The following is a 24,617-nucleotide window of genomic DNA, read 5'->3' as shown; positions in this document are numbered from 1 at the left end:
GGTCGCGCGTCGGTCGTGCCTGCTCGGCGAAGACCGAACGTGGGTGCCGCGTCCGGGGGGCGACGTTGTCACCGTGGGGTGACGTCCAAATACGGGTTTTCCCCGACACGCGGACGAGCAGGTGCCGCCGCGGCGTGCGGTGTGGGCGTCCGGCGACGCCGACACCGCACGTCGCACGCGGCTCAGCGGCAGCGCCTCGGCAGGGCGATGGCGGGCGCCGTCAGGCGGAGGCCGCGCTCGTTCCGCCACGTCAGCAGCGACACGCTCGGCAGCCAGCGATCCCCGGCGACCTCGTAGAACGAGTCACCCGGGGGCGCGAAGTACACGCCCTCGTCGCTCGTCCCGACGACGCGCCACTCCACCGGGATCGACCACGCGTTCGGGTTCCGCACCCGGAACCGGCGGCGCGTCAGGTCGTCGGCGCACACGCCGTGGTGGTCGAGTCGCTCGACGCGCGCGTTCTTCCACGGCATCGCCGGCCACTCCGCGGTGCCGGGCCACGCCGCGCGCGCCTGCTCGAGGTACCCGAGGTCACCCATCGTCCCGTGGCGGAACGGCGAGCTGCCCGCGAACCCGGCGAGCCGTGCGGTCTCGATCTGCCCCGCGAGGTCCACGCCCGGCCGGAACGCATCGAGCGTCACGCCGAGCAGGCGATCCCCGCCGTACGCGTCCGCGTGCGCCGCGAGGCTCGTCGCGAACGCCGCGTTGTCCGCGGTGTAGATCTGCGGGAGCACGCCGTCGATCGCGCCCTCGGTCATCCACGTCGGCCAGTCCTGGTAGTTGAACTGGAGCGCGTCGTTGAGCCGGCCGAGCGGGTACGCGAGCAGGATCAGATCGCCGTCGATCCGCTCGAGACGGCGGTGGATCGCCGCGACCGTGTCGGTGATCGCCTCCTGGCGGAACGCGATCCAGTCCGCATCGCGCGGGCTCGGCACGCCCTCGCGGCGGAACCGACGGTTGAAGCGCTCGATCGCCTCGGGGTGGTAGCCGAAGTCCCGGTTCTCGCGGGTGAACGCGGTCTGCGGGTACCGGATGCGATCGAGGATGACGCCGTCGATCTCGTAGTTCGTCGCGATGTCGCCGACGATGTCCGCGAGGTACTCGCGCACCTCGGGCAGGGCGGGCTCGAGCCACATCCCCTCGGGGTCGTGCGCCGGCGTCTGCACGACCGGAGCGCCGCCGTTGTACGCGTAGGTTCGCCACTCGGGGTGCGCGTTCACCACGTGCCCGGGAGCGCTCGGCGACGCCGCGCCCTCGGTGACGAGGTGCGTGTTCACGTACGCGAAGACCTTCAGGCCGCGGGGATGCGCGCGCGCGACGAATTCCGCGAGCACGTCGACGTCGCCGACGAGCGCGCTGCGCGGCTCGGCGTTCGGATACGTCGCGTCGGCGCGGTTCGGGATGTACGTCGCGTCGCCGCGGTAGCGCGTGTGGACGGCGATCGCGTTGTACCGATGGGCCGCGATCTCGTCGACGATCGACTGGATCGCACCGACGTCCGAGAGGCCATCGAACACGGTGACCGCCGCGACGCGCATCTCGGGCTCGTCGACGCCGGGCGCGACGCCGGGGACGAGGCGCACCGCATCGGCGATCACCACCGAGCCCGAGGGCAGGCTCTGCGCGGCCGAGAGCGTCACCCGCACCACGCCGGTCGCCGACGCGTCGACCCCGCCGACGTAGACCCACTGCTGATCGCGCGTGCGCTGGTTGACCGAGGTCGAGACGCTCGTGCCGTTCGACTCGATCGTGTAGTGCGCGGCCGTCGCGCGGTTCGAGCCCGCGCGGTAGGTCACGTGCACGTCGTAGTAGCCGGGCTCGACCACCGCTTCCCACGTCGCGGTGCTCGTCGCGTTGCCGGTCGACGCGAAGCGGTAGTGCCCGCCCGCGTGCCCGACGCCGCTGCTGACCGTCCACGCGCCCTGCTGGGTGAACTCGGGCGCGCCCTCGTCGTCGTCGGCGACGATCGAGCCGTCCGAGGGCGCCGTCGAGAGCAGCGTGATCGCGCCGACCAGGACGTGACCGCCCCAGGTCGCCGACCCCGCGCTCCAGGTGCCGCTCGTCACGTCGGTGCCGAAGGCGATGAGCACGTCGTCGCCCGCGTGGGCGTCGAACTCGCCGGTCACGAGCGTCTGGGGGCCACGCGCGGTGTCGTCGGCGGTGGTCAGGCCCGTGTAGCTCGCGGACACGCCGAGCCCCGGCAGCGCGCTCGGGTTCGGCCCGCGGTGCACCGCGCCGGCGCCGACCGCGACGCCGACCTGGAACGCGCGGATGCCGTTCGTCGACGTCGCGCCGGTCTCGACCACCTGGACCGGCACCGAGAGCTGGTAGGTGCCGTCGGCCGGGATGGCGGCGCGATAGATGGCGTACACGCCGTTCGCGAACCCGCCGTCGTCGATGCGCATCGCGGGGGCGCCGGCGAGCGTGCTGCGCGACGGGGTGCCGAACGTGTTGTGGGTCGCGTCGTACCAGACGCCGTAGGCCCCGGCGCCCTCGGGGTGGTTCGCCTGGGCGACCGCCGCGAAGGTGTCGACCGGGGTCTCGACGAGCGCGTCGTCGTGGACGCCGGTGGGACCACCCTCCGAGGTGCATCCGGCTGGAACTAAATTTGTGAGGGCTAGGAGAGCCGCAGCGAAACAACGGGTGCTCATTCAGCCTCCTCGAGCTCGAACCGCCGAATATTCGACAGGTGTACGAGCCTTGCGCAGCCGACGAGAGCCCGTCAACGGGGAGCCCTACATTGTAGCCTCAGCGTGTCAATCCGCTCTCACTGACACTGCCCGGCGACGCGCTGCCGAGCGCGAAATCCCCGCGAAACACGCAAAAACGCCGTGCGAGACACGTCTCGCACGGCGTCCTGAGAGCCCGGAAGTAACGCGACCGTTCGGTCAGCGTGCGCGCTGACGACGCGGCGCGGCCGGCGCTTCGGTCGTCGTCTCGGTCGCGGGCGGCGGCGCCAGCTCCTCCGGCGTCTCGACCGGGGGCGCTTCCTCGACGACCGGCGGCGGGGCGGTCTCTTCCGGGGCGACCACCGGCTCCGCCGGGCGAACGTCGGTCACGATCTCTTCCACCACCGGCGGCTCGGGCGTCGGGTCCACCGCCAGCCGCGCCGTGAACGAGACCACGTGCAGATCGCCCCAGTAGCGCGCCAGCGGCGCGTCCTGGCTGGTCGACTCGCGGCCGATGAACGTCACGTACGAGTAGCTCGCGTCGATCCCGATCTCGCGGGTCACGTCGAAGCCCATGCCGAGCGTCACGCCGAAGCGCGCCATGTCGGGCGACGCCGGTCCCAGCGTGTCGGGGGGCGACGCCTCCATGTCGTAGAAGAGGCCCGCCCGCGCGTGGAACCAGTCGATCGGCGTGACCTCGCCGCCGAGCCGGAACACCCAGGTGTCGCGCCAATTCTGCGGCACGTCGCTGTCGGTCGTGGTCTCGCGCTCGAAGTCGACGCGCTGCCGGTCGCGCACGCTCCACGCGGTCCAGCCCACGTCGGCGAACACGCCGAACTCGCGCTGCTGCCACGCCGCGCCGAAGGTCAGGCGATCCGGGATCACGAGCTCGGTCGACGCGTGCTGGTCCGGCGCGCGGCCGAGGAACGGCGGCGGCACCGTGAAGTCGGCGTCGCCCGTCGCGCGCATCCAGGTGCGGCTCTTGTACGAGGCGCCGAGCGCGAATTCCGGGGTCGCCTGCCAGAAGATCGAGGCATCGCCGCCCACGCCCGCGCCCCACATCAGCACGTGCACCGAGCCCTCGACGTCGATGAAGTCGAGCTGGCGGCGGGTCTCGGCGCGCGCGGTGTCGACGTGGGCGCCGATCGAGAGCCGGATGTCCGGGAAGTCGCGCAGGAGGCCGTGCTCGCCGCCGAGCCGCAGCGAGAAGAACGGCGCGGCGCGGAACACGAGGAGGTTCGTGCTCATCGCCTCGAAGCGCCCCCACCACGCGTCGGGCGCCGAGGGCCACGAGACGCTCGTGCCGTGCGAGACGCCGAGGTACGCGCCGACCGCCCACTCGTTCTCCGCGTACGAGAGGTGAAGGTGCGGCGGCGGCGAGACGCCGGAGACCGTCGAGGACGTCTCCATGTCGCCTTCGAGGTGCTCGATCGAGATGTTCGGCACCGCGAGCAGGATGCCGAGCCCGCCGCGGAACCCGCGTCCATCGGCGAGCGCCGCGGGGTTGTAGAACGCCGCCGAAGGGTCGTCGCGACGCGCCGTGCCCGCGCCGCCCGTCGCCCCCGCGACCGCGCTCTGATCGGGCACCTCGAACCCGCCTGCGCGAGCCCGTGGAGCCGGCAAGGTGGCAAGGAGAAGAGCCGCGACGAGCGCGAGCGTTCGAAGCGAAGTGCGCGTCACGGCCGAGCACGCTATCCGAAGCGGCCGCGTGGCGGAAGACGCGTCGCGTCAATTGGATGAAGGTTCGGTTTCGTCCGTCCCCGCGCGCGGAGGCTCCGTCGTCGCCAGCGGGGTCTCGGCGGACGAGATCGTGGTCTCGCCGGAGCGCGATGCGGTGCCCGATCGCCGCGGGCGCGCCTTGCGGGACGTGATCTGCACGATGATCTCGGTCGCCACCGCGCCGCCGATCACCGCGGTCACGATCGCCTGGGTCGCCGGGCTCTCGTAGAGCGTGCGGGCGGTGATGACGAACGCGAGCGCGAGCGCGCCCATCGGAGGCGTGATCAGCTCGGGCGTCGACATCTCGTCGAGCCCGGGGTGGCGCGCGTCCTGGGGCAGCCGCCGCGCGACCCGCGCACCGAGCGCGCGACCGACGACGCGCGCGACGACGAACACCGGCAGCAGCACCCAGCCGCGCCAGTCGTCGACCCGCCAGAGCGCCCCGACGACGACCAGGAACACCAGGTAGATCGGCCGCTCGAGCCGCGCGAACGCCGCCGACAGACGCGGCTTGTCGCCGCCCGGCAGGTTCTTCAAAAGGATGCCGGCGAGGAAGCACACGACGAGCGGCGGCAGCGAGAAGAAGCCCGCCATGCCCGCGGTGAAGCACACGCTGCCGAGCAGCAGCGCGGAGCTCTCGGCCGCCGACTCGGTGCCGCGGAGCACCGCGTACATCACGAGGCCGAGCGTCGCGGCCATGCCGAACGTGACGAAGAGCCAGCCGACGCCCGGCAGGTTCCAGCTGCCACCCTCGGCGGGGTGCAGCCACGCGAAGAGCATCGCGAGCGCGACCACGCCGACGACGTCGTCGAGCACGCCGATCGTCCGCGCGAGCTCCATCGCGCGCGCCGGGACGCGCTGGCCACCGAGTCGCTCGAGCGTGGGCGCCGAGAGCGCGCCCGCGAGCCCCACGATCGCCGCATCGCGGACGAACGTGGTCATGCGGAAGGGATCGCCGCCGAGCCCCGTCGCGAAGAGGAGCAGCCCGCACGCGACCGCGATCGTCGCGAACGACGCGCCGGTCAGGAGGATCACCACCGACGACGTGCCCTTCGGCACCTCGTCCATCGCCGCGCCTTCGAACTGGAAGCCGGTGTGGAACCCGATCCATCCGAGGCCGAACTGCAGCAGCGGCGTGATCGCGATCAGGACCTCGTCGTTGAGGATGTCGATGCCGGGCGCGCGGCAGAGCACCCCGAGCGCGACGAAGGGCAGGCCGCTGGTGACGACCTGCGAGATCCCCATGCGCTCTTCGAGCTTCTGCACGCGCGGGTGCGCGCCGATCCACGCGAGCGCGAGCAGCGCGACGAGCCCCAGCAGCGTGCGGATGACGCGGCTGCCGTCGCTCTCGCCGGTGATCGACGGGATCTCGGTGGGGACCTCGCCCTCGACGGGCTCGATCGGGACGAGCGCGATCAGGCCCGCATCGGTGCCCGCGTCGACCTCGAGCCCGGCGTCCGCGATCGACGCGTCCGCGCCACCGTCGATCAGCGCGGCATCGGCCAGGCCGGCGCCCGCATCGCGCGCTCCGGCATCGAGCGGTCGCGGAGCGCGCGCTCGCACGGTGCCGGCGTCGGTCGCTTCGACGCGCTGGCCCGCGTCGATCGCTTCGTCGCCCGCCCGCGCGGCGCCGGCATCGGCGCCTCGTCCCGCGCCGGCGTCCTGCCCGCGCGCCGGTGCGCCGTACGACGCGAGCAGGACGGCCGCCGACGCGACGAGCAGGCCGACGTGGCGCCACGCGCGTCGTCGAACGAGATCCACCGATCGCAGACTACATGCATCGGCGCGCTCACGCGCGCGGAACGTGCTCGTCGAGCCAGCGCACGAGGGAGCCCGTCACCTCGTCGCGGTTGGTCTCGTTGATCATCTCGTGACGGCCAGCGGGATAGAGACGGTCGCTCACCCGCGCGAGGCCGGCCTTGCGCATCGCGCTCACGAGGCGACGCACGCCCTTGCCGCGCTCGCCCACCGGATCGAGCTCGCCCGCGAACACCAGGATCGGCAGCTCGCGAGGGAGACGCGACCACTGACCGCGTCCCAGCTCCTCGAGGGCGCCGAGCAGGTCGATCCAGGTCTGCGTCGTGACCTCGAAGCCGCAGCGCTCGTCCGAGCAGTAGAGGTCGACCTCGACCGGATCGCGCGAGAGCCAGTCGAACTTCGTGCGCCCCTCGAACCCGCGGTTGTAGCTGCCGAACGAGAGCTGGGTGAGGACCGGGCTCGTGCCCCGCTTGCCGACGCGCATGCGCTCGAGCTTCGCGGCCTGCTTGCCCGCGGAGACGAGCGGACCGCCGCCCGCGGTCGAGCCCGAGAGCACGAGCGCGTCGAGCTCCTGCGGATGGCGCAGCACCAGCGTCTGCGCGAGGAAGGAGCCCATCGAGTGCCCGAAGAGCACGTAGGGCACGCCGGGGTGCTCGCGGCGCGCGTGCTGCGCGACCATGCGCAGGTCCGCGATCACGCGGTTCCAGCCGTCCTCGTCGCAGAAGTGCCCGACCTCGGCGTCCGTCTTCGCGGTGAGGCCGTGGCCGCGGTGATCGCTCGCGTAGACGGCCCAGCCCTGCTCGTTGAGCGTCTTCGCGAGCCGCGCGTAGCGCTTGCCGTGCTCGGCCATGCCGTGCGCGATCTGTACGATTCCACGCGGCTTCCCTGCAGGGAGCCAGCGGTGCACCGCGATCTCCACGCCGTCGTCGGCCCGCAGCATGAGCGTCTCGGTCGTCGTCATCGGGGGCCGACTCTAGCAGCCCGTCACGAGACGCGAGCACCACGTCACGAGAGATTGGAGCGAGCATCGCCCGGCTCCTACAATCGCGCGGTGGACTGGGACACGGCGCGCACGTTCGCGCGAGCGCTGACGCGCGCGCTGCTGGACTCGAACGAGACGGAGCAGCTCCTCGTCGGCGAGGAGATCTCGTCGATCGGTCGCATGCGCATCACCACGCGCGAGGTCGAGTTCACGGGGCTGCACGCGCTGCCGCAGCACACGCCGGGGCGCGAGCACGTCGATCACCTCGGGCGCGGGGGGCTCGATCCCGACGTGCGCGTGCGCCCGGCCTCCACCTGGACTGCGTTCGCGTCGTGAGCGATCGGAGCACGCCCGTGCGCTTGACGAGCGACGCCGACGCGGCGGCGCGCTCCGACGACGAGCTGCGCGCGCTGCAGCGCGAGAGCGACGACGTGGTCACGCGGGTGCGCGCGGCATGGGCGCTCGCGACGCGGCTCGGTGCGAGCGCGATCACCGCGCGTGATCCCGGCAGCGGGCTCAGCGTCGGGGTGCGGCAGCACCTGCTCGGCGTCCTCGAGCGCCAGCGCGAGCTCGCGACCATCGTGACGATCGCGCGCGACGATCCCGATCCGCGCCTGCGCGCGACCGCGTGCGCGCTGCTCGCGAAGCACGCCGGCGAGGAGCGCAGCGCGGTGCAGGTGCTGGTCGATCGTCTCGCGCACGAGCGCGATGGCGGCGTGCTGCGCGCGCTCGTCGAGGCGCTGCCCGAGCGCGCGCCGCCGCTGATCGAAGCGGGATGCGACGCGCTGCTCGGGCGCGGCGATGCCGACGCGGATCTGCGCTTCGCGGTGCTGGAGCGACGCATCGCACAGGGAGGCCCGCTGCTCGCGCTCGAGCTGCACGAGTCGCTGGCGCAACACGGCGCCGACGTGCGAGGGCGCGCGCTCGAGGCGTGGATCGCACGCACCGGGGCGCCGGCGGTGCTGCGCGCGGTGGAGAGCGCGCCGGTCGAGATCGTCGCGGACGCGCTGGCGCGGGTGAAGGGCGGCGTGTCGTGGGACGACGTCGCGGCGATCGCCGCGCGCAACCTCCCGGCGCTCGATGCGCTGCTCCTCCCCTACGCGACGCCGAGCGATCGCCGCGCGATCAGCTTCCTCGTCGCGGTGGTCGCGCGCGGGCTCGATCCGGGATCGCGCGTGTTCGAGAGCCCCGAGCTGCGGCGATCGCTCATCGAGCGCGCGCTGCAGATCCTGGGTCCGGTGCTCGATCGTCCGATCGATCCCGCGCTGGTACCGGTGCTGAGCGTGCTGCTCGAGCTCGTGGAGCGCGTGGTGCCGCAGATGGACGCGGATCGGCTCGCGCAGGACGAGCACGCGCTCGCAGGGATCGCGGGCGCGCTGCGGCATCGGCTCGGCGCGCCCGGCCCGCACGGCTGGATGGGCGCGCTGCGCCGGGTGCGCGATCCCAGCCCGCGCACGATCGTCGAGCACACGAAGCCCGACGGGACCTCGTCGATCGTGATCACCGCGACGAGCGGGCTCGAGCTGCGCGCGCCGGCGCATGCGGTGCGCGAGATCGCGCGCGCGCTGCCCGAGCCTGCGATGGCGGCCGAGGTGGAGCGCCTCGGGCGCGACGCGCGAACGCGGTATCTCGATCCCGATGCGCTCGACGCCGCGCTCTCGCGCGCGGTGCCGCCCCACCCCGCGCTGGCGCAGGATCTCGGGCAGCTCGCGCGCATCGCAGGCGCGCGAGGCGCGCCGCTGCGCGCCGACTTCGAAGAAGGTTGGTGGGATCCCGCGGAGGAGCCGCAGGATCGCGCGACGATGGTCGAGGTCACCGAGGAGCTCTCGAGCACGCGCCGTGGCCGCGGCTGACCCGCGCACCTGGTCGCTGCGTGCGGCGAGCGCCGGCTCGGTGGCGCTGCGGCGGATGATCGCCATCGGCATCGGCGTGGCGGGCGTCGCGCTCGGGATCGCAGCCGGCCTCGTGGTCGGTCGCGCGCTGCCGGACGCCACCCACGTCTTCCCGATCGTCGCGCTCGGCGTCATCGGGCTCACGTCGCGGCTCGCGCTGCGAGCCTGGAGCGCGCCGCCGCGCGACATGCGCGCCGCGCCGATCGAGGTGCCACGCGCAGGCGTGTTGGTGATCGCCGGAGCGCCCCACGACGTGCGCTCTTGCGTGTACGACGGGATCCACGGCGTGCTGTGGGCGCGCGGCGCGCTCGGCCTGCCCCGCGCGTGCATCGAAGCGTCGCGCGACGTCGCGTGCGAGATCGTCGACGCGCTCGATCGACCGGAGCGCGAGCTGCGCACGATGCGCGCGATGCCGGGCGCGTTCGCGGTGCCTTACGTGGGCTTCGTGCTCGGCTTCGCGGCGTTCGCCGCGCTGCTCGCGGGCGTGGTGATCGGGCTCCTCGGACCGGCGCGCATCGGCGTGCCCGCGGCGATCGTCGGGATCCCGCTCGGGATCTTCGCGCTCCGTCCTGCGACGATCCATCTCGGCGAGCGCGCGCTCGAATGGCGCTGGTGGTCGATGGTGCGGGCGATCCCGCTCGCGTCGATCGAGCGAGTCGAGGGAACGGTGGAAGGGCTCGTGGTGCGCACGCGCGACGGGCGCACCCACGAGCTCGCGGTGCGCATGACGAGCAGCGGCGCGCTCGCGTCGTTCTTCGACGAGGCGGCGCGGGCGCGGCTGCGCTCGTTCGCGGCGTTCGTCGAGAAGCGCGCGAGCCGCTCGCTCGCCGCGACCTTCGAGTGATCAGCCCAGCTCGAGCGCTCGCCGGCGGAGGGCCCGCTGCGGAGCACGTGGACGGGCGAGCCGATATTTCGGCGCTCGTTCAGTCGACCCAGTCGTGCTGCAGCGTGCGCGACGCGCGATAGAGCAGGAACGACGACAGCATGTAGAACGCCATGCCGGTGTAGATCGACCAGCGCAGGCTCTCCTCGCCGAACGTCGGACGCAGCAGGTCGGACATCCAGCCGAAGTAGAAGACGCCGACCGCGATCCCGAGCAGGTTGTTGATCAGCAGGAAGAGCGCGGACGCCGTCGTGCGCATCGGCGCGGGCACCAGCTGCTGCACCGCCGCGGTGACCGGCCCGAGCCACGCGAGGTTGAGCCCGGTCGGCACGACGAACACGACGAACGCCATCGCGAGCGCCTGCCAGCCGTTCGCGCCCGCGTCGGGGAAGAACGTCTGGATCAGGCGCGCCGAGTTCATGCCGAGCAGGAAACACGGCACCGAGATCAGGAACGCGATCGCGGGCGTCAGCGGGTACGCGGCCTTCGAGAGCCGTCCGAGGCGATCGGCGATCGCGCCGCCGAGCCAGATGCCCACCACGCCGCCGACCAGCGAGATGCCCGAGTAGTACCAGGCGGTCTGGGCGAGGCTCAGCTCGAAGCTCCGCATGAAGAAGCTCGGGAGCCACGCCGCGACGCCGTAGCCGCACACCGACGACGACGCGGCGCCGAACGAGAGCAGCCAGAAGCTGCGCTTCGGGAGCACGGTGCGCAGCACGTCGCGAAACGGCGGCGCCTCCTTCGGCGCAGCGTGCTCGTCCATCGCGCCGCGCTCGGGATCGCGCACCGAGAGCCGCAGCAGCGGCGCGACGATCACGCCGAGCAGACCGACGGTGACGAACGCGACGCGCCAGCCGTAGGTCGCGGCGAGCAGACCGCCGACGAGCGTGCCCGCCGCGGTTCCGAGCGGGATGCCGAACGCGTAGACCGCCATCGCCCGCGCCCGCTGCGACTTCGGGAACGAGTCGGCGATCAGCGAGTACGCGGGAGCCACGCCGCCCGCCTCGCCGATGCCCACGCCCATGCGGCACAGGAAGAGCTGGGTGAAGCTTCCCGCGAGCCCGCAGAGCGCGGTGAAGCCCGACCAGATCGTCAGCGCGATCGTCATGATCCACACGCGGCTGAACCGATCGGCGGCCCACGCGATCGGGATCGCGAGGCTCGAGTAGAGCAGCGCGAACGCGAGCCCGCCCATGAGGCCGAAACGGCTATCGGAGAGCTCGAACTCGTCCTTCAGCGGCGTCGCGAGGATGCCGATGATCTGACGGTCGAGGAAGTTGAGCATGTAGATCAGCGTCAGGACCGCGAGCACGTAGTAGCGGTACGCGGGTGACGCGGCCTGCTGCGGCGCAGCGACTCGGACTTGGTTCACGACATCCCCTCTTCCGTCGCTCACGGTAGCGGATGTTTGCTGCAATGCACAAACAGGAGTTGCCGCACATTGCTGGGCCTGGGGCCTGCGATTGTGCGATGCGACACAGCGCGCTCAGCGCGCGATCGGGCCCACCTTGGCGCCGGTCGCGCGCAGGTAGTCGCTCGGTGCGATCAGGATCTGGGTCCCGCGCACGCCCGCGCTCACGCTGATCACGTCGAAGAGCTCGATCGTCTCGTCGCAGCACACCGGGTACGGCTTCTTCGCGGCGAGCGCGGTGACGCCGCCGCGGATGTACCCGGTGATCGGCTGCACTTCCTTGAGCGGCACGAGCTCCGCGCTCTTGTGCCCCGCGACGCGCGCGTAGGCCTTGAGGTCGAGCTCGGTGCCCGCGGCGATCACCGCGAAGCCGATGTCCTTGCCGTCGCCGCGACAGCAGAGCGTCTTCCACACCTGCTCGAGCGGCATGCCGACCTTCTGCGCGACGGTCTCGGCGCTGAGATCGTCGGGATCGACGTCGTACTCGCGCAGCTCGTACGAGATCCCGAGCTGATCGAGCACGCGGCACGCGTTCGTCTTCGGCATTCCGGGCGAGGTGTAGCGCGGGTCGAAGCCGGTCGAGAACTCGGCTCGCCCGCCGGGCCCTACCGTCCGCGCGCTCCGCGCGCTCCCGTCCGGGACCGACGGAACGAGCACTCCTGCAGAGATTCAGCGACCGAGGCGCTGCAGGGCCTGGGCGTTGTCGGGCTCGATCTCGAGCGCGGCCTCCCAGGCCTCGCGCGCGCCGCTCTCGTCGCCGGTCGCGCGGCGGATGTCGCCGAGCAGGATGCGATAGGGCGCGCGGCGAGACCGGCGGCGCGCCGCGTCCTCGGCGAACGGGAGGGCATCGGCGGCGGCGCCGCGATCGAGGAGCAGCCGCGCGAGGCCGACCATCGCGTAGTGGTTCTGCGGGTCGAGCGAGAGCGCTCGGCGGTAGAGCACCTCGGCGAACGCCGGAGGCGCGGAGCGGGCGCGCGCGACGAGGTCGTCGGCGGTCTCGCCCTCGACCGGCGCGAGCGCGGCTTCTTCGGCCGGCGTGGCAGTGGCTTCGGGCGGCGGTGCCTCGGCGAGAGCCGGCTCGACGGCGGGCTCGGGCTCGACGGGCTCGGGCTCGACGGCGGGCTCGGGCTCCACGGCGGGCGCGGGCTCCGGCGGTGCGACGACGGGCTCGGCAGCGGCCTCGGCGGGCGGCGGCTCGACCACCGGCGGCTCGACGGCCGGCGGCTCGACGACCGGCGCCTCGGGCACCGGCGCCACGTCCTGCACCGGCGGCGGCTCCAACAGCGGCTCTCCGACCCCGAGCACGACCACGCCCTGCGGCGGCCAGATCCCCATCCGCCGCGCCACGATCAGCCCGACGACCCCGAGCACCGTCAGCAGCGCGAGGGCGAGCACCAGGTACCCGAGCACGCGCGACGCCCCGCCCCGACCGCCGGTCTCCGACGTCGCCTGCGGGGGCGCGCTCGTGCGCTGCGCCGGCGGGAACGAGCCCCGCGAGGGCGGGCTCGACACCCGCGGCGGCGTCGAGCGCCGGGGCGGCGGGCTCGAAGCCGGAAGCGGGGGCGCCACCTGCTGCGGCGGAGGCGGAGGAGGCGGCGGCGGCGGCCCGGTGAGCATGCCCGCCGGCGCGCTCGACGCGTCCGCCGGCGTGGGGCGCGCCGAGAGCGGCCGATCGCGCGGGGTCTCCGGCGCCATCCCCTCGCTCGACGAAGAGCCGAGCTCGACCAGATCCGCGCTGTCCATCTCGGCCGGCGGAGACGAGGGCGAGGCCGCGTCCTCCTGCGACTCGATGCGCGGATCGGACGCGCCGCGCGACGTGATCTCCTCCGCGACGGCGCGCCGCTCGATCGCGCGCAGATCGCTCGCGGTCGATCGCCGCGCGGTCGCGATCCGACCGAGCGTCGCGCTGCTGCGGGCATCGCCGACCTCGGGCGACGACGCGCGCCGGGTCTCGCCCGACTCGGGCTCGCCCTCGGGGGCCGTGCTCGCCGTCGCGAGCGCCCCGGGCGGCAGCTCGGACGACGTCATCTGGAGCGTCGTGCGGCGCGTCGGCACGCGGCGCTGGCGATCGGGGCCCGGCGCGCTCGCGGCCGGGGTCGCGACCACCGGCGCGCTGGGGACCACGGGCGCGCGCGGCGGCTCCGCGGCGGCCGCCGGCTTGGCGGGCGGTGCGATCGGTGCGCGCGCCGCCGGCAGGCCCTGGGTGGACTGCGCAGAGCCGCGCATCACGCCCATCACCAGGGTCTGCTTGCGCGCGCTCGGCGCGGCGGGGCGCGGCGCGGGCCCGCCGGGGGGCGGGGGAGCGGCCGCGGGGCCGCCCAGGACGCCCTGGGGCAGCTTCTCCGAGCTCGGGCGCGACGGAGCGGCACTGGCGGGCGGCGCGGCGAACGCAGGGCCCTTGAGCGTCGTGTGGGGCACCGGCGCGGCCGTGGGCGGCGCCGCCGGCGCGGGACGCGGGACGGTCGGGGGCCGCGCAGCCATCGGCGGGGTCTCGCGCGGCGTCGGGCGCGGCAGCGTGCTCGCCGCGGGGATCACCGGCTGCTTCGGGCGCGGGGGCTCGCTGTCGCCCCAGCTGAGATCCTCGGGCGCGGTGGGCTTCACGCTCTGCGACATCCGGGTGACGCTCGGCGGCTCGATCGGCGCCGGAAGATCGTTCTCCGAGTCCAGCCCCGAGTCGGGGATCGCGAGCACGTCGCGGCCGAGCTCGCTGGCGTTGGGGAAGGGCCGGCGCCGCCCCGGCGCGCTGCTGCTCGGCGACGTCGCGGTCGGCGTGCCGAACGAGGGCGGCAGCATCGAGAGCGCGATCGGCGGCGACTCCTGCGACGCGCGGGCGAGGGCCTCGTCGACCGGGGCCATCACGTTCGCGGTCGCGGGGTGCGCCCGCTGCTCGATGCGCACGCGCCCCGAGCCCATCGCGAGCAGCGCCGCGAGCGCGCGCGTGCCCTCGAGCCCTTCGCCGGTCGAGCGCGTCCCGCTCGCGCCGACCACGAGCCCCTCGGCGAGGTCGACCTCGACCACCGCCTTCGAGCTCCGGATCATCACGTGGCAGGTGCCCGGCGCGCCCGCGATCGCGCGCAGCAGCCGGCACGGCCCGGTCGCCTCGAGGCGCGCATCGAACGCGCGCTCGGCGCTCGCGCGCTCCCGCAGCGCACGATCGTGCATCACCAGGGGCGCGATCTTCTCGGCGAGGCGCTCGGCGTCCGGCGCGCCGCGCGGATCGGGCCAGAGCTCGTCCCACGGCGCGACGAGGATCGACGCCCAGCGCAGCCGCACGTCGCGCCGCAGCTGGCGCACCACCTCGAACCCCGGCCCGTCGATCCCCGCGGCGTCCATCACGACGACCTCGGGATCGAGCCCCGCCGCGCGCTCGAGCCCGGCGCCGCCGTTGTCGCTCACCGCGACGGTCGCCCCGCGCGATCGCAGCTCCTGCGCGAGCGCATCGGCGCGCGACGGATCGTGATCGACCAGCAGCACCCGCAGCCCGCGGAAGATCGTCAGGTCGGCGCGCCGCGGGCCCTCGGGATCGATCAGCTCGATCGCGCCGCCCGCGCCGTCCTTGTGGAACTCGTAGACGAGCGGCTCGGCGCGCGACACCAGCGGGCGCAGCCGCTGCACGAACTCCTGCACCGCCTCCGCGACCGGCCTGCCGGCGCCGAGCACGATGCGCATCGGATCGCCGCCCTGACGCCCGACGCTGAGGATCCCGCTGCGCAGCTCGCGCGTGACGAGCCCGACGAGCTCGTCGAACGTCGCCTCCCCGAGCTCCGCGCCATCGGCATCCCGATCGGGCAGCTCGCGCGCGAGCTGGGCGACGCGCCGCGCGATCTCGTCCACGCTCGGCGTCTTGGGCACCACCGCGATCGCGCCGTAGCGGAACGCGAGCACGCGCTTGTCGAGCGCGCCCTGATCTTCCGAGAGCAGCGCGACCGGCACCACGCTCGTCGCGGGGTCGCGCGAGAGCGCCTCGAGCACGGCGCGCCCACCATCCCGCGCGGCATCGCCCATGAGCAGCACGAGGTCGGGCGCGGCCATCCGCACCGCGCCGGGCGCGTCGGCGGTCGATGCTTCCTCCACGAAGAGGCCGTGACGATCGAGCGCGACGCGGAGCGCGGCGTCCATCGGCTCGCCGTGCCCGACCATCAGCAGCGTCGGACGATCCTTCGCCGCGCCTGCGCTCTGCGTGCTCGCAGTCACCCACATTCGATCGTCGCCGATCCCGGTGGTCCGCGCCAAGATCGATCCGATCCCGTACGTTCTGGCAGGATGGAGACCCTACGGGAGCGCCTGGAGCGGGTGCCGCAGATCGGCCGGGTGACGTGGATCGGGGCCCGCCCCGACCACGGCGCGCCCATCGAGGTGCTCGAGCGGGCGGTGGTGCTCGCCGATCGCGGGCTCGAGCGGGACCGGGTGTCGCGGCGCGAGGGAGGAAAGCGCCAGGTCACGCTGATCCAGGCCGAGCACCTCGGCGTGATCGCGCGATTGCTGGGCCGCGAGGGCGCGATCGATCCCGCGCTGCTGCGGCGCAACGTGGTGGTCGCGGGCGTGAACCTGGTCGCGCTGCGGCGCATGCGCTTCGCGATCGGGAACGGCGTGATCCTCGAGGGCACCGGCACCTGCGAGCCCTGCGCGAAGATGGACGAGGCGCTCGGCGAGGGCGCGTTCCACGCGATGCGCGGCCACGGAGGGATCACCGCGCGGGTGATCGAGGGCGGCGAGATCGCGATCGGCGATCCGGTGCGCGCGCTCGCGTACGTGGGATGATCGCGCGATGCGAAGGCTCTTCCTCGCGTCGCTCTCGCTCGACGGGCTCGAGGCATTCCTCGGAGGCGCGCGCGGGCGGCGCGCGGCATGGGTGCCCACCGCCGCCGATCCGCTCGAGGATCGCGACCGGGTGCGGGCGCTCTTCGCGGGGATGCTCGAGACGATCGGACTCTCGCTCCTGCCGTGCGAGCTCGATCGCGACGACGACCCGACGATTGCGGTGCGCCTCGCGGCGAGCGATCTCGTGATCGTCACCGGCGGTGATCCCTTCCATCTGCTCGCGAGGGCGCGCGCGAGCGGCTTCGATCGCGCGCTGCAGGCGCGCCCGGATCTGCCTTACGTCGGCGTCAGCGCGGGCTCGATCCTCGTGGGGCCGAGCCTCGAGCCGCACGTGCTCACGAGCCCGTTCGCGCCCGCGAAGGATCAGTCGCTCGAGGGGCTCGGGCTCACCGAGCACGTCGTGCTCCCGCACCACGATCGCGAGGAGCGCGCGCTGCTGCACGACGTCGCGCAGCAACGATTCGGCGCGCAATGGACGCTGACCCCGCTGCGCGACGACGAGGTGCTGCTCGTCGAGGGCGACGGTCAGTCGCGCGTCGTGCGCGCGCGCTGACGCGAGAACGTCATCGATCCTCCTCGCGCGCACCGCATCCGTCGCGCGATGCACCGACGACTTCTGGCGCATCCCCAACGTCATCGGCTTCGCCCCGCGGTGAGGAGCGAGACGAGCTCCGCCGGCTTCGCGAGCGCGACGAGGTGCCCGGTGTCGATCTCGATCGGCGTGACCCCGAGCCGCTCCTTCGCGAGCCTCCGCACGAAGTCGATCGGGAAGAGCCGATCGTGCGTGCCCGCGATCACCTGGGTCTCGACCTCGGGCCACGCTGCGAGGGGCCACGGATCGTCGAACGGGCGCGACGACTGCGCGTGCGGTCGCGACGCCGACTGCACGATCACGTCCTCCGGCACGTCGTGGAGGAACATCACCAGGGGATCGAAGGGCGCGTCGGGATCGCGTCCCTCCGCGATCGCCATCGCGCGCTCGGCGTCCGTCTGTCCCGAGCGCGCCCACCACTCGCCGCCGGTCTCACCGGGCGCCGGGATCATCGGCGCGACGAGCACCAATCGCTCGCACTCGCGGCGCGCACACACGAGCGGGGCGCTCAGCGCGCCCATCGACTGCGCCACGATCACGAGGTCGCGACGATCGCCGATCGCGCGCTCGATGACGTCCACGTACGCATCGAGCCCCGCGCTCTCGTCGCGCGCCGGGAGATCCGGCGCGACCACCTCGTGCCCTCGCGCCCTCAGGAGCGGCACCACGCGATGCCAGTACCAGGAGTCCCCGGTCGCGCCCGGGATCAACACGTAGGTCGCCATCTCGAAGAGACGCCTCCGGCCCACCGAACTCATCGGTCCGGCTGGCGGCAGGCCTGTCCCCCGAACCGGAGCGTTCCGGTGTCGCACGCGGCCTCGCAGATCCCCGGGCAGAACGACGTGTCGCCGTCGACGAGGCCGCACACGTCGGGCGGCGATTCCGGCTCGCAGCGCACGCACTGGACCTCGTTCGCGACGACGCGCGCGACGCCGCAGAGCGCGCTGTCGGCGATGCGGCTGAGCAGCTCGACGGTGTCGCCGCCGAACACGCACTGCGCGTAGTAGCCGCTCTCGCCCTCGAGGTCGCCGTGGAACACGCTGAGGTCGGCCTGGACGTCGTCGAGCTCCACGGGCGCCTCGCACGCCCCGATCCGCGACGAGCGCAGGTGCACGCGGCTGAGCAGCGCGCCCCGACAGGGCGCGAGCGCGGTGCGGAGCCAGTCGCCGCCACCGGCCGCGAGCTCCGCGATCTCCAGCGTCGCGTCGAGCACGTCCGCGCCGATCAGCTCGCCGCGCGCGGCGCGCGCGATCCCATCCGAGAGCACGCCGCGCTCGAGCACCACGTGCTCGGCGTCGAGGCGCGACCGATCGATCTGCGCGCCGCGCACCCTGATGGTGGTCGCCGCGATCACCACGTCGTGGTGATCGCCGCCCTCGATCCGCACGTCCGGCGCGTCGATGCGAGCGCGCTCGAGCCCGCCTTCCGCGGCGGTGATCGCGATCGGCCCTTCACCCTCGAGCGTCGCGTCGGCCACGCGCGACACCGCGAGCTGCACGTCGACCGGCCGCGACGCGCTGCGGATCACGACGCGCGCGTCCTCGAGCGCGTCCCCCTCGAACGTGATCGCGACCGGTGTCTCGCCCGGCGCGACGTCGATCACGAGCTCCGTGCACGCGACGCTCGATGCGACGATGCGGGTGTCGTCGCTCACGTCGAGCGTGGTGGGCGCGAGCCCGTCGCGACAGCGCGGCGTGGGAGGCGTCGGCTCGCCGGAGACCGGCCCCGCGACCAGCTCGTCGAGCACCGCACACTCCACGAGACGCACGCAGGGAACGACGTCGGTCGGCTCTCGCGGTGGCTCCCGCATCGAGACCCACGGCTCGACCGCGTCGCACCCCGCGAGCACGAGCACCACGAGCGGCACCAAGCGCCTCATGGCGCGCTCTCCTCCGCCGGCGTGTGCTCGAGCTCGAGGCGGATCGTCACCCGGCGATCGGGGGCGAGCGACGCGACGTCGTCGCTTGCGCCCTGCACGAGCGGCCGCGTCGTGCCCTCGCCGCGCAGCACCATGCGTGAGCGCTCGACCCCGTGCGCGACGAGCCACTCCGCGACGATCTCGGCGCGTCGCGTCGAGAGCGGGAGGTTGATCTCGGGCGTGCCCGTCGCGTCGGCGTGGCCCTGGATCACGATGCGGGCGCGAGGATCGGCGGCGATCACGCGCTCGAGCACGTCGTGCATCGTGACCTCGCCGACCGCGGTCAGCGCCGACTCGCCGTGCTCGAACAGCACTGGCGGCACGAGCATGACGACGTGGAGCGAGCGCGTGGGGATCGCGCGCTCGAGCAGCGCGTCGAGATCCTCGGTCGGCACCGGCGCAGGCGGAGGCGCCGCGGGCGGAGGTGGAGGCGGAGGCGGAGGCACCCGCACGCGCCGCGGGGTGACCGGCGGATCCGGTGGTGGCTCGGGCGCGCGCACCATGGGTCGCCACCAGAGCCCGAGCCCGGCGCTCACGAAGAGCGCGTCGTCGCTCTGGTTCGGCCCATCGGACTGCATCACGTGCAGGAGCGACACCTCGGCCGAGATCGCGAGCTCGTCGTCGAGGTGCAGCGCGGCACCGAGCCCCAGCGACGCCGCGGGACGGAGCAGCGGCCCGGTGAACGCCACACCGATCCCGATCACCGCGAACGGAGAGACGTCGTCGATGCGCGGCGCGACACGCGCCGCGAGCAGCAGGTCGATCGCACCGCCCGGTCGCTCCTCCCCCGGTCCGACCAGCGATCCGCCGAGGCTGAGCTCACCCTCGAGCCAGTCGACTCCGTCGAGGGGCCGCGCCGCGGCCGAGACCCGCAGCGTCCCGCCTCCGCCGTCGAGCGCGAGCACATCGCGCTGATCCGCGGAGATCATGAGCCCGCCCGAGATCGATCCGCGCAGCGCCCAGCGCGCCTCCACGACGTCGTCGTCGGCGAGCGCCGGTCGCGAGACGAGCAGCGTCGCGAGCGCGAGCCCCACGCACAACGGTCGCAGCATGCCCGCGGAGGTCGTCCGCGCGCCCCGCGGTTTCCAACCGTCGCGTCAGACGTCCTTCGACGTGCACACCTTGTTGCGGCCGCCGCGCTTCGCCGCGTAGAGCGCCTTGTCGGTGATCTCGAAGAGCTCCGCGCCGCTCTTCGCATCGCGCGGATACGTCGCGACGCCGATCGAGCACGTCACCTTGAGCTTGCCGAGCTCGGTCTGGAACACGGTCTTGCCGAGCTCCTCGCGCACCCGCTCCGCGAGCAGCACCGCACCGTCGGTGTCGGTCTCCTCGCAGAGCACGCAGAACTCCTCGCCGCCGAAGCGCGCCACCCGATCGGTCTCGCGCTTCATCTTCATGAGGAGCTGACCGAGCGCCTTGATCACCACGTCGCCGGTCGCGTGCCCGTAGGTGTCGTTCACGCTCTTGAAATGATCGATGTCGGTCACGAGCAGCGAGAGCTTCCGCTTGAAGCGCTCGGCGCTGCGCATCTTCGCGTCGAGCTCCTCGAGGAATGCGCGCTTGTTGAGGCAGCCCGTGAGCCCATCGGTCGTCGCCATCTCCTCGAGGCGCTTCACCGCGCGCGCGTTCGAGAGCGAGATCGCGATCTGGTTCGCGAGCACCTGCAGCGTCGGCCGCGTGAAGTCGGGGAACGCATCGGAGCGCTGGGCCGCGACCGCGAGGGTGCCGATCGCGTCCTCGCGCACGACGAGCGGCAGCACCAGCACGCTCTTCAGCTCGGGCAGCTTCGCCTTCGTCGTGAAGAGCGTCTGCTGCCGCGCATCGAACTCGCCGCGGTACGGGAGATAGTGCTTGTTCTTCACCACCATCGCGGTGAGCGACGCGTTGTCGCGGAACGCGAGCCCGCTGACGGTCTCGCTGCCCTCGCCCACCGCGCGCAGCACCTGGTGCTGCTTCTTCTCGTCGTCCCAGCGGGTGATCGCCGCGAAGTCGTAGCGCGCGATGCTCGTCGCCGCGCCGAGCCCCGCCTCGATCACCTGGTCCTCGCTGAGCGCGCCGCCGAGCGCCTGCGACGCCTTGAAGAGCACCGCCTGCTCGCGCTTGCTGCGCTGCAGCTGCACGAACACCCGCTCGTTCGTCAGCGCGCGCAGCACCTGGCCGATCGCGCTCTTGAGCAGCTCTTCCTCGCGCGCGGTGAACGGACGATCGTCGATGCGATCCGCGCACAGCGCGCCGCGCAAGTGCCCGTTCTCCATCACCGGCACGCCGCAGAACGCGCGCACCAGCGCGGGCGAGCGGTAGTAGCAGAGCCCTTTGTACCCGGGCTTCACGTGCTCGAGGTTCATCGTGAGCCCGCGGCTCGCGACCGCGCCCACCGCGCCCGCGCCCGCGTCGAACGGGCCATCCGCCACGTCGTCGCTGTCGGTCACCAGCTCGACGATGCGCAGCCGCCCGTCGGGATCGCTGAACAGCAGGATGCACGTGTGCAGCTCGAGCGAGCGCTTGAGCAGATCGAGCGCGTGATAGAGCGCGTCGCGCACTTCCTCGACGCTCGAGCGGAACATGCGCTCGTCGTCGTGCTCCTCGCTGTTGCCCGCGCTCGGCGCGGCGACGAGCCGGAAGAGCCGCGCGTCCTCCTGCGCCTTCTGCTGCTCCTCCGCGCGCTCCTTCTTGCTGCGCTCGCGCACCCGCGCGATCTCGGCGCGCGTGAAGAGCAGGTTCAGCACGCCGAAGAACATCACGAAGAGCGCGTGCAGCGCGACGGTGCGCGCCGGCACGGAGGGCTCGCCGAGGATCCAGATCGCGCCCTCGAGCGCGATCGCCGCGAGCACCAGCACCGTGCCCATCGGCTTCTTCGCGAACGCCGCGAGGAACGCGACGACCACGTAGACCATCGGATAGAGCGGGCCCTCGAGCCCACCGAGCGCCTGCACCGCGGCGTGGGTGCCGCCGAGCAGCATCAGCCCGAGCTCGAGCTCGAGCACCATCGTCTCGCGCTGCGCGCCCTCGCGCTCCTGCTGCTCGAGCTTCCACCGCGCGATGCCGCGCGTGATCGCGATCACCGCGAACGCAGCCGCGACCACACCGTGCTCCACGTCGAGCGCGCCGCGGAACACACCGAGCAGATCGAGCGCGATCAGCGCACCTGCGGCGACGAGCCCGAACGAGGCGCGCGCAGTGCGGCGGATCGTCAGCGCGGCGTGGACCAGCGAGGACATCGACGGTCCTGGTCGCGTACCGGATCGGGACGCGCGGGGTCAAAAAAGGGGCGATCCCGACACATCGCGCAAATCTGCTGGTGATAGATTCGCGAGTGGAGGCTCGATGCGCATCGGCGGTGGTGGTTCCGCGCTCTTCTTCGCCTGTTCCTTCTTCCTCGTCGCGACCGGCTGCGACTGCGCCGGGGAGGGCCCCGGCGGCCCAGGCGCGCCTTGCGACATCGCGAGCGACTGCCGCAGCGATCTCGCCTGCCTCGACGGCACCTGCCAGCCGCGGCGCGACGGCGCGGTGCCCGGCGACGCGAGCTCCGGTGGTGATGGTGGAAGCTGCGCCGACGCGCCCGAGCGCCAGTGCCGCGGTGGACGCGTGTGCTGCGCCGAGGGCGAGGAGTGCGTCGACGGCTTCGTGTGCGCGCCCGTCTGCGAGAACACGCGCTGCGGCGACAACAACCTCGTGTGCTGCGCCGCGGGCCAGATCTGCCTCGACGGCGTGGTGTGCGCGGCGTCGTGCGAAGCCGGTCGCGCGCTCTGCGGCGAATCGCTCGACACCTGCTGCGGCGAGGGCGAGGTGTGCGTCGAGGACGCGTGCGTCACGCCGGGCTCGACCTGCGCCGACGACTACGACTGCCTCGACGAGGGCACCTACTGCGAGCCCACGATCGGCCGCTGCCTCGCGAACCCCGCGCCCCCGCTCTGCGAGGTGCGCCCCGACTTCGACGACGTCGAGCTCGACGTCGAGTGGCACTGGCAGGGCGTCGAGGTCGGCGGCCGTCGCTACCAGAACGTCGGCGCGACGCCGGTGGTCGGCGACGTCTCGGGCGACGGCGTGCCGGACGTCGTGGTCGCGGTGTACGGCGTGCCGGTCGAGGGGGGTGGCGATCCGGTGAACGGCGACACCGTGCTCGTCGCGATCCACGGCGGCACCGGCGCATTGCTCTGGAGCGTCGGGCCCACCGACGGCCCCCAGCCTCACAGCGTCGCCGCGCTCGCGAACCTCGATCCGTCCGACGACGCGCTCGAGGTCGTCTACAAGCTGCGCAGCAGCGGGCTGCGCGTGCTCGACGGCGACGGGACGGCCGAGCTCGCGCGCATCACGACCGGCAGCGCGGCATCGTCGCGCAGCGGTCCCTCGATCGCCGACATGGATCACGACGGCGTCCCCGAGATCGCCGCGGGCTGTCACGTGATGAGCTTCGAGCGCATGGGCGCGGGCTGGACGCTGCGCACCCGCGGCGACGCCGGCGCGTGCGGCGAGCCCTCGCAGTCGTTCGCGAGCCCCGCGGTCGCGAACCTCGACGGCGATCCCGAGCTCGAGCTCACCACCGGCGGCGCCGCGTACGGCCTCGACGGCACGCGCCTCTGGCCCGCAGCGGGCACCACGCCGCAGCACGGCCTCGCGGCGGTGGCCGATCTCGACGTCGACGGCGATCCCGAGGTCATCTCGATCCGCGGCGGCGCGATCACGGTGCGCGACGGCGCGACGGGCGCGGTCCTCGTCGGCGCCGGCGGCACATGGCTCGCCGCGAACGTCGCGATCCCCGGCGGCGGCAACGGCGGCGCACCGACCGTCGCGGACTTCGACGGTGACGGCCTGCCCGAGGTCGCGACCGCAGGGCGCGGCTGCTACGCGGTCTACGATCCCGACTGTCTCCCCGACGCGACGCGCCCGCGCGCCGGCGGCGACTGCACGCGCCCCGCCGACGATCCCGCGAGCACCTGCGACGACTCGCCGAGCGCGTTCCTGCGCTCGGCCCGCGTGACCCAGGACGTCTCGAGCTCGGTCACCGGCTCGAGCGTCTTCGACTTCCAGGGCGATGGCATCGCCGAGGTCATCTACAACGACGAGTGCTTCCTGCACGTCTACGACGGACGCGACGGACGCGAGCTGCTCGCGACGCCGCGCCCCAACTCGTCGCGCACGATCCTCGAGTACCCGCTGGTCGTCGACGTCGATCGCGACGGCAACTCCGAGATCGTGCTGCCCGCGAACAACGATCAGGGCGATCGCGACGGATGCCTCGCGCAGTGGGTCGACGCGCTCGGTGTCGCCGACGTCGCCGCGCTGCCGCCCGAATTCCGCAACGGCTCGTTCGGCGTCTTCGCGTTCGGCGATCCCAACGATCGCTGGGTGCGCACCCGCCCGATCTGGAACCAGTTCGCGTACCACGTGACCAACGTCGACGATCGCGGCGGCATCCCGACGAGCGAGGACGACAACTGGTCGGTGGACGGTCTCAACAACTACCGCCAGAACGTGCAGGGCGCGGGCGTGTTCAACGCGCCGAACCTCACGGTCGCGCTCGACGCGGTCGCGCTCTGTGGCTCGTCGAGCATCCGTTTGAGCGCGGTGATCACGAACGCAGGAAGCCGCGGCGTGCCCGCGGGCGTGCCCGTCGAGTTCGTCGAGACTGCACCGACCGCGCGCACGATCACGACCAGCGCGACCACGCGCCCGCTGCTCCCCGGTGCGAGCGAGCGCATCACGATCACGGTGAGCGACGTGCCGTTCGACACCGACCTCGCGTACGAAGTGCGCGTCGACGGTGCGACTGCCACCGATCCCGTCATCGAGTGCAACGAGGACGACAACGCGTCGAGCGCGATGGATCGCTGCCCCGGCTTCGGGTGACCTCGAACGGCGCCGAGGACGCACGTCCCCGGCGCCGATCCACGAGTGCGCCGCGCGAGGCGCACGGAACGCTCCGGGCTCCGCGCCTCCCGAATGATCCGGCGGGATCATCCGGGCACATCGTC

17 protein-coding genes are annotated in these 24,617 nt (G+C 73.1%); 6 read left to right on the top strand and 11 right to left on the bottom strand.

What is annotated here, in order from left to right:
• Positions 1–182: 182 nt before the first annotated feature.
• The 4 genes from I5071_RS41315 to I5071_RS41300 all read right to left on the bottom strand — a co-directional run bounded on the left by I5071_RS41315 (position 183) and on the right by I5071_RS41300 (position 7,107).
• Positions 183–2,405, bottom strand: coding sequence for a family 10 glycosylhydrolase (locus I5071_RS41315; protein WP_236518894.1), 2,223 nt, complete (start codon positions 2,403–2,405; stop codon positions 183–185).
• 483 nt (positions 2,406–2,888) lie between these two features.
• Positions 2,889–4,349, bottom strand: a complete 1,461-nt coding sequence (locus I5071_RS41310; protein WP_268921194.1) for an OmpP1/FadL family transporter — start codon at positions 4,347–4,349, stop codon at positions 2,889–2,891.
• Between the two features lie 48 nt (positions 4,350–4,397).
• Entirely contained in the window at positions 4,398–6,149 is a 1,752-nt protein-coding gene (locus I5071_RS41305) for a cation:proton antiporter (RefSeq protein ID WP_236518892.1), read from the bottom strand.
• Between the two features lie 28 nt (positions 6,150–6,177).
• Entirely contained in the window at positions 6,178–7,107 is a 930-nt protein-coding gene (locus tag I5071_RS41300; protein WP_236518891.1) for an alpha/beta hydrolase, read from the bottom strand.
• A gap of 90 nt (positions 7,108–7,197) precedes the next feature.
• Here I5071_RS41300 and I5071_RS41295 point away from each other — a divergent pair, with 90 nt between their 5' ends.
• Genes I5071_RS41295 through I5071_RS41285 form a run of 3 tightly spaced genes read left to right on the top strand, consistent with a single transcriptional unit; the run spans position 7,198 to position 9,864 of the window.
• Positions 7,198–7,464 (top strand): hypothetical protein, encoded by a 267-nt coding sequence (locus I5071_RS41295; RefSeq protein ID WP_236518890.1) that lies wholly within the window; start codon positions 7,198–7,200, stop codon positions 7,462–7,464.
• 17 nt (positions 7,465–7,481) lie between these two features.
• Complete coding sequence (locus I5071_RS41290; protein WP_236518889.1) at positions 7,482–8,981, top strand: hypothetical protein; 1,500 nt, start codon at positions 7,482–7,484, stop codon at positions 8,979–8,981.
• A complete protein-coding gene (locus I5071_RS41285) occupies positions 8,968–9,864 on the top strand; it encodes a hypothetical protein (protein ID WP_236518888.1) in 897 nt (298 codons plus the stop codon). Before I5071_RS41290 ends, I5071_RS41285 begins: the two co-directional genes overlap by 14 nt.
• Before the next feature lie 79 nt (positions 9,865–9,943).
• Here I5071_RS41285 and I5071_RS41280 read toward each other — a convergent pair whose 3' ends face one another.
• The 3 genes from I5071_RS41280 to I5071_RS41270 all read right to left on the bottom strand — a co-directional run bounded on the left by I5071_RS41280 (position 9,944) and on the right by I5071_RS41270 (position 15,508).
• The gene (locus tag I5071_RS41280; RefSeq protein ID WP_236518887.1) at positions 9,944–11,275 is read right to left on the bottom strand and encodes a spinster family MFS transporter; all 1,332 of its coding nucleotides are present in this window, start codon (positions 11,273–11,275) and stop codon (positions 9,944–9,946) included.
• Positions 11,276–11,389: 114 nt separating this feature from the next.
• Entirely contained in the window at positions 11,390–11,860 is a 471-nt protein-coding gene (ybaK, locus tag I5071_RS41275) for a Cys-tRNA(Pro) deacylase (RefSeq protein ID WP_236518886.1), read from the bottom strand.
• Positions 11,861–11,983: 123 nt separating this feature from the next.
• On the bottom strand, positions 11,984–15,508 hold the full coding sequence (locus I5071_RS41270; protein ID WP_236518885.1) for a hypothetical protein: 3,525 nt from the start codon (positions 15,506–15,508) through the stop codon (positions 11,984–11,986).
• A 69-nt stretch (positions 15,509–15,577) separates the two neighbouring features.
• Here I5071_RS41270 and I5071_RS41265 point away from each other — a divergent pair, with 69 nt between their 5' ends.
• Both I5071_RS41265 and I5071_RS41260 read left to right on the top strand, forming a co-directional pair.
• Entirely contained in the window at positions 15,578–16,075 is a 498-nt protein-coding gene (locus I5071_RS41265; protein WP_236518884.1) for an MOSC domain-containing protein, read from the top strand.
• A gap of 7 nt (positions 16,076–16,082) precedes the next feature.
• The gene (locus I5071_RS41260) at positions 16,083–16,688 is read left to right on the top strand and encodes a Type 1 glutamine amidotransferase-like domain-containing protein (RefSeq protein WP_236518883.1); all 606 of its coding nucleotides are present in this window, start codon (positions 16,083–16,085) and stop codon (positions 16,686–16,688) included.
• 80 nt (positions 16,689–16,768) lie between these two features.
• Here I5071_RS41260 and I5071_RS41255 read toward each other — a convergent pair whose 3' ends face one another.
• Genes I5071_RS41255 through I5071_RS41240 form a run of 4 tightly spaced genes read right to left on the bottom strand, consistent with a single transcriptional unit; the run spans position 16,769 to position 21,863 of the window.
• Entirely contained in the window at positions 16,769–17,452 is a 684-nt protein-coding gene (locus I5071_RS41255; protein WP_419249693.1) for an alpha/beta fold hydrolase, read from the bottom strand.
• A gap of 29 nt (positions 17,453–17,481) precedes the next feature.
• Entirely contained in the window at positions 17,482–18,606 is a 1,125-nt protein-coding gene (locus I5071_RS41250; protein WP_236518881.1) for a hypothetical protein, read from the bottom strand.
• Positions 18,603–19,697 carry an OmpA family protein gene (locus tag I5071_RS41245; RefSeq protein WP_236518880.1) on the bottom strand — a complete coding sequence of 365 codons (1,095 nt, stop codon included), beginning with the start codon at positions 19,695–19,697 and terminating at the stop codon, positions 18,603–18,605. Before I5071_RS41245 ends, I5071_RS41250 begins: the two co-directional genes overlap by 4 nt.
• Before the next feature lie 45 nt (positions 19,698–19,742).
• Positions 19,743–21,863 (bottom strand): diguanylate cyclase, encoded by a 2,121-nt coding sequence (locus tag I5071_RS41240; RefSeq protein WP_236518879.1) that lies wholly within the window; start codon positions 21,861–21,863, stop codon positions 19,743–19,745.
• 106 nt (positions 21,864–21,969) lie between these two features.
• On the opposite strand from I5071_RS41240, the gene I5071_RS41235 reads away from it, so the two are divergent.
• Entirely contained in the window at positions 21,970–24,492 is a 2,523-nt protein-coding gene (locus tag I5071_RS41235; protein WP_236518878.1) for an FG-GAP repeat domain-containing protein, read from the top strand.
• The last annotated feature ends 125 nt before the right edge of the window (positions 24,493–24,617 follow it).

The sequence above is a fragment of the Sandaracinus amylolyticus genome, from assembly GCF_021631985.1.
GTDB classification, from domain to species: Bacteria; Myxococcota_A; Polyangia; order Polyangiales; family Sandaracinaceae; genus Sandaracinus; species Sandaracinus amylolyticus_A.
The sequence above is the reverse complement of the archived record's forward strand: the minus strand, read 5'-3'. Positions and strand labels throughout refer to the sequence as shown.

Excerpts from the sequence above, each read along its gene's own strand:
- I5071_RS41315 (WP_236518894.1), bottom strand. The coding sequence starts at position 2,405 with ATGCGCATCGACGACGGCGGGTTCGCGAACGGCGTGTACGCCATCTAT.
- ybaK (WP_236518886.1), bottom strand. The coding sequence starts at position 11,860 with ATGCCGAAGACGAACGCGTGCCGCGTGCTCGATCAGCTCGGGATCTCG.
- I5071_RS41255 (WP_419249693.1), bottom strand. The coding sequence starts at position 17,452 with ATGGCGACCTACGTGTTGATCCCGGGCGCGACCGGGGACTCCTGGTAC.
- I5071_RS41265 (WP_236518884.1), top strand. The coding sequence starts at position 15,578 with ATGGAGACCCTACGGGAGCGCCTGGAGCGGGTGCCGCAGATCGGCCGG.
- I5071_RS41260 (WP_236518883.1), top strand. The coding sequence starts at position 16,083 with ATGCGAAGGCTCTTCCTCGCGTCGCTCTCGCTCGACGGGCTCGAGGCA.
- I5071_RS41300 (WP_236518891.1), bottom strand. The coding sequence starts at position 7,107 with ATGACGACGACCGAGACGCTCATGCTGCGGGCCGACGACGGCGTGGAG.
- I5071_RS41235 (WP_236518878.1), top strand. The coding sequence starts at position 21,970 with ATGCGCATCGGCGGTGGTGGTTCCGCGCTCTTCTTCGCCTGTTCCTTC.
- I5071_RS41240 (WP_236518879.1), bottom strand. The coding sequence starts at position 21,863 with ATGTCCTCGCTGGTCCACGCCGCGCTGACGATCCGCCGCACTGCGCGC.
- I5071_RS41250 (WP_236518881.1), bottom strand. The coding sequence starts at position 18,606 with ATGAGGCGCTTGGTGCCGCTCGTGGTGCTCGTGCTCGCGGGGTGCGAC.
- I5071_RS41245 (WP_236518880.1), bottom strand. The coding sequence starts at position 19,697 with ATGCTGCGACCGTTGTGCGTGGGGCTCGCGCTCGCGACGCTGCTCGTC.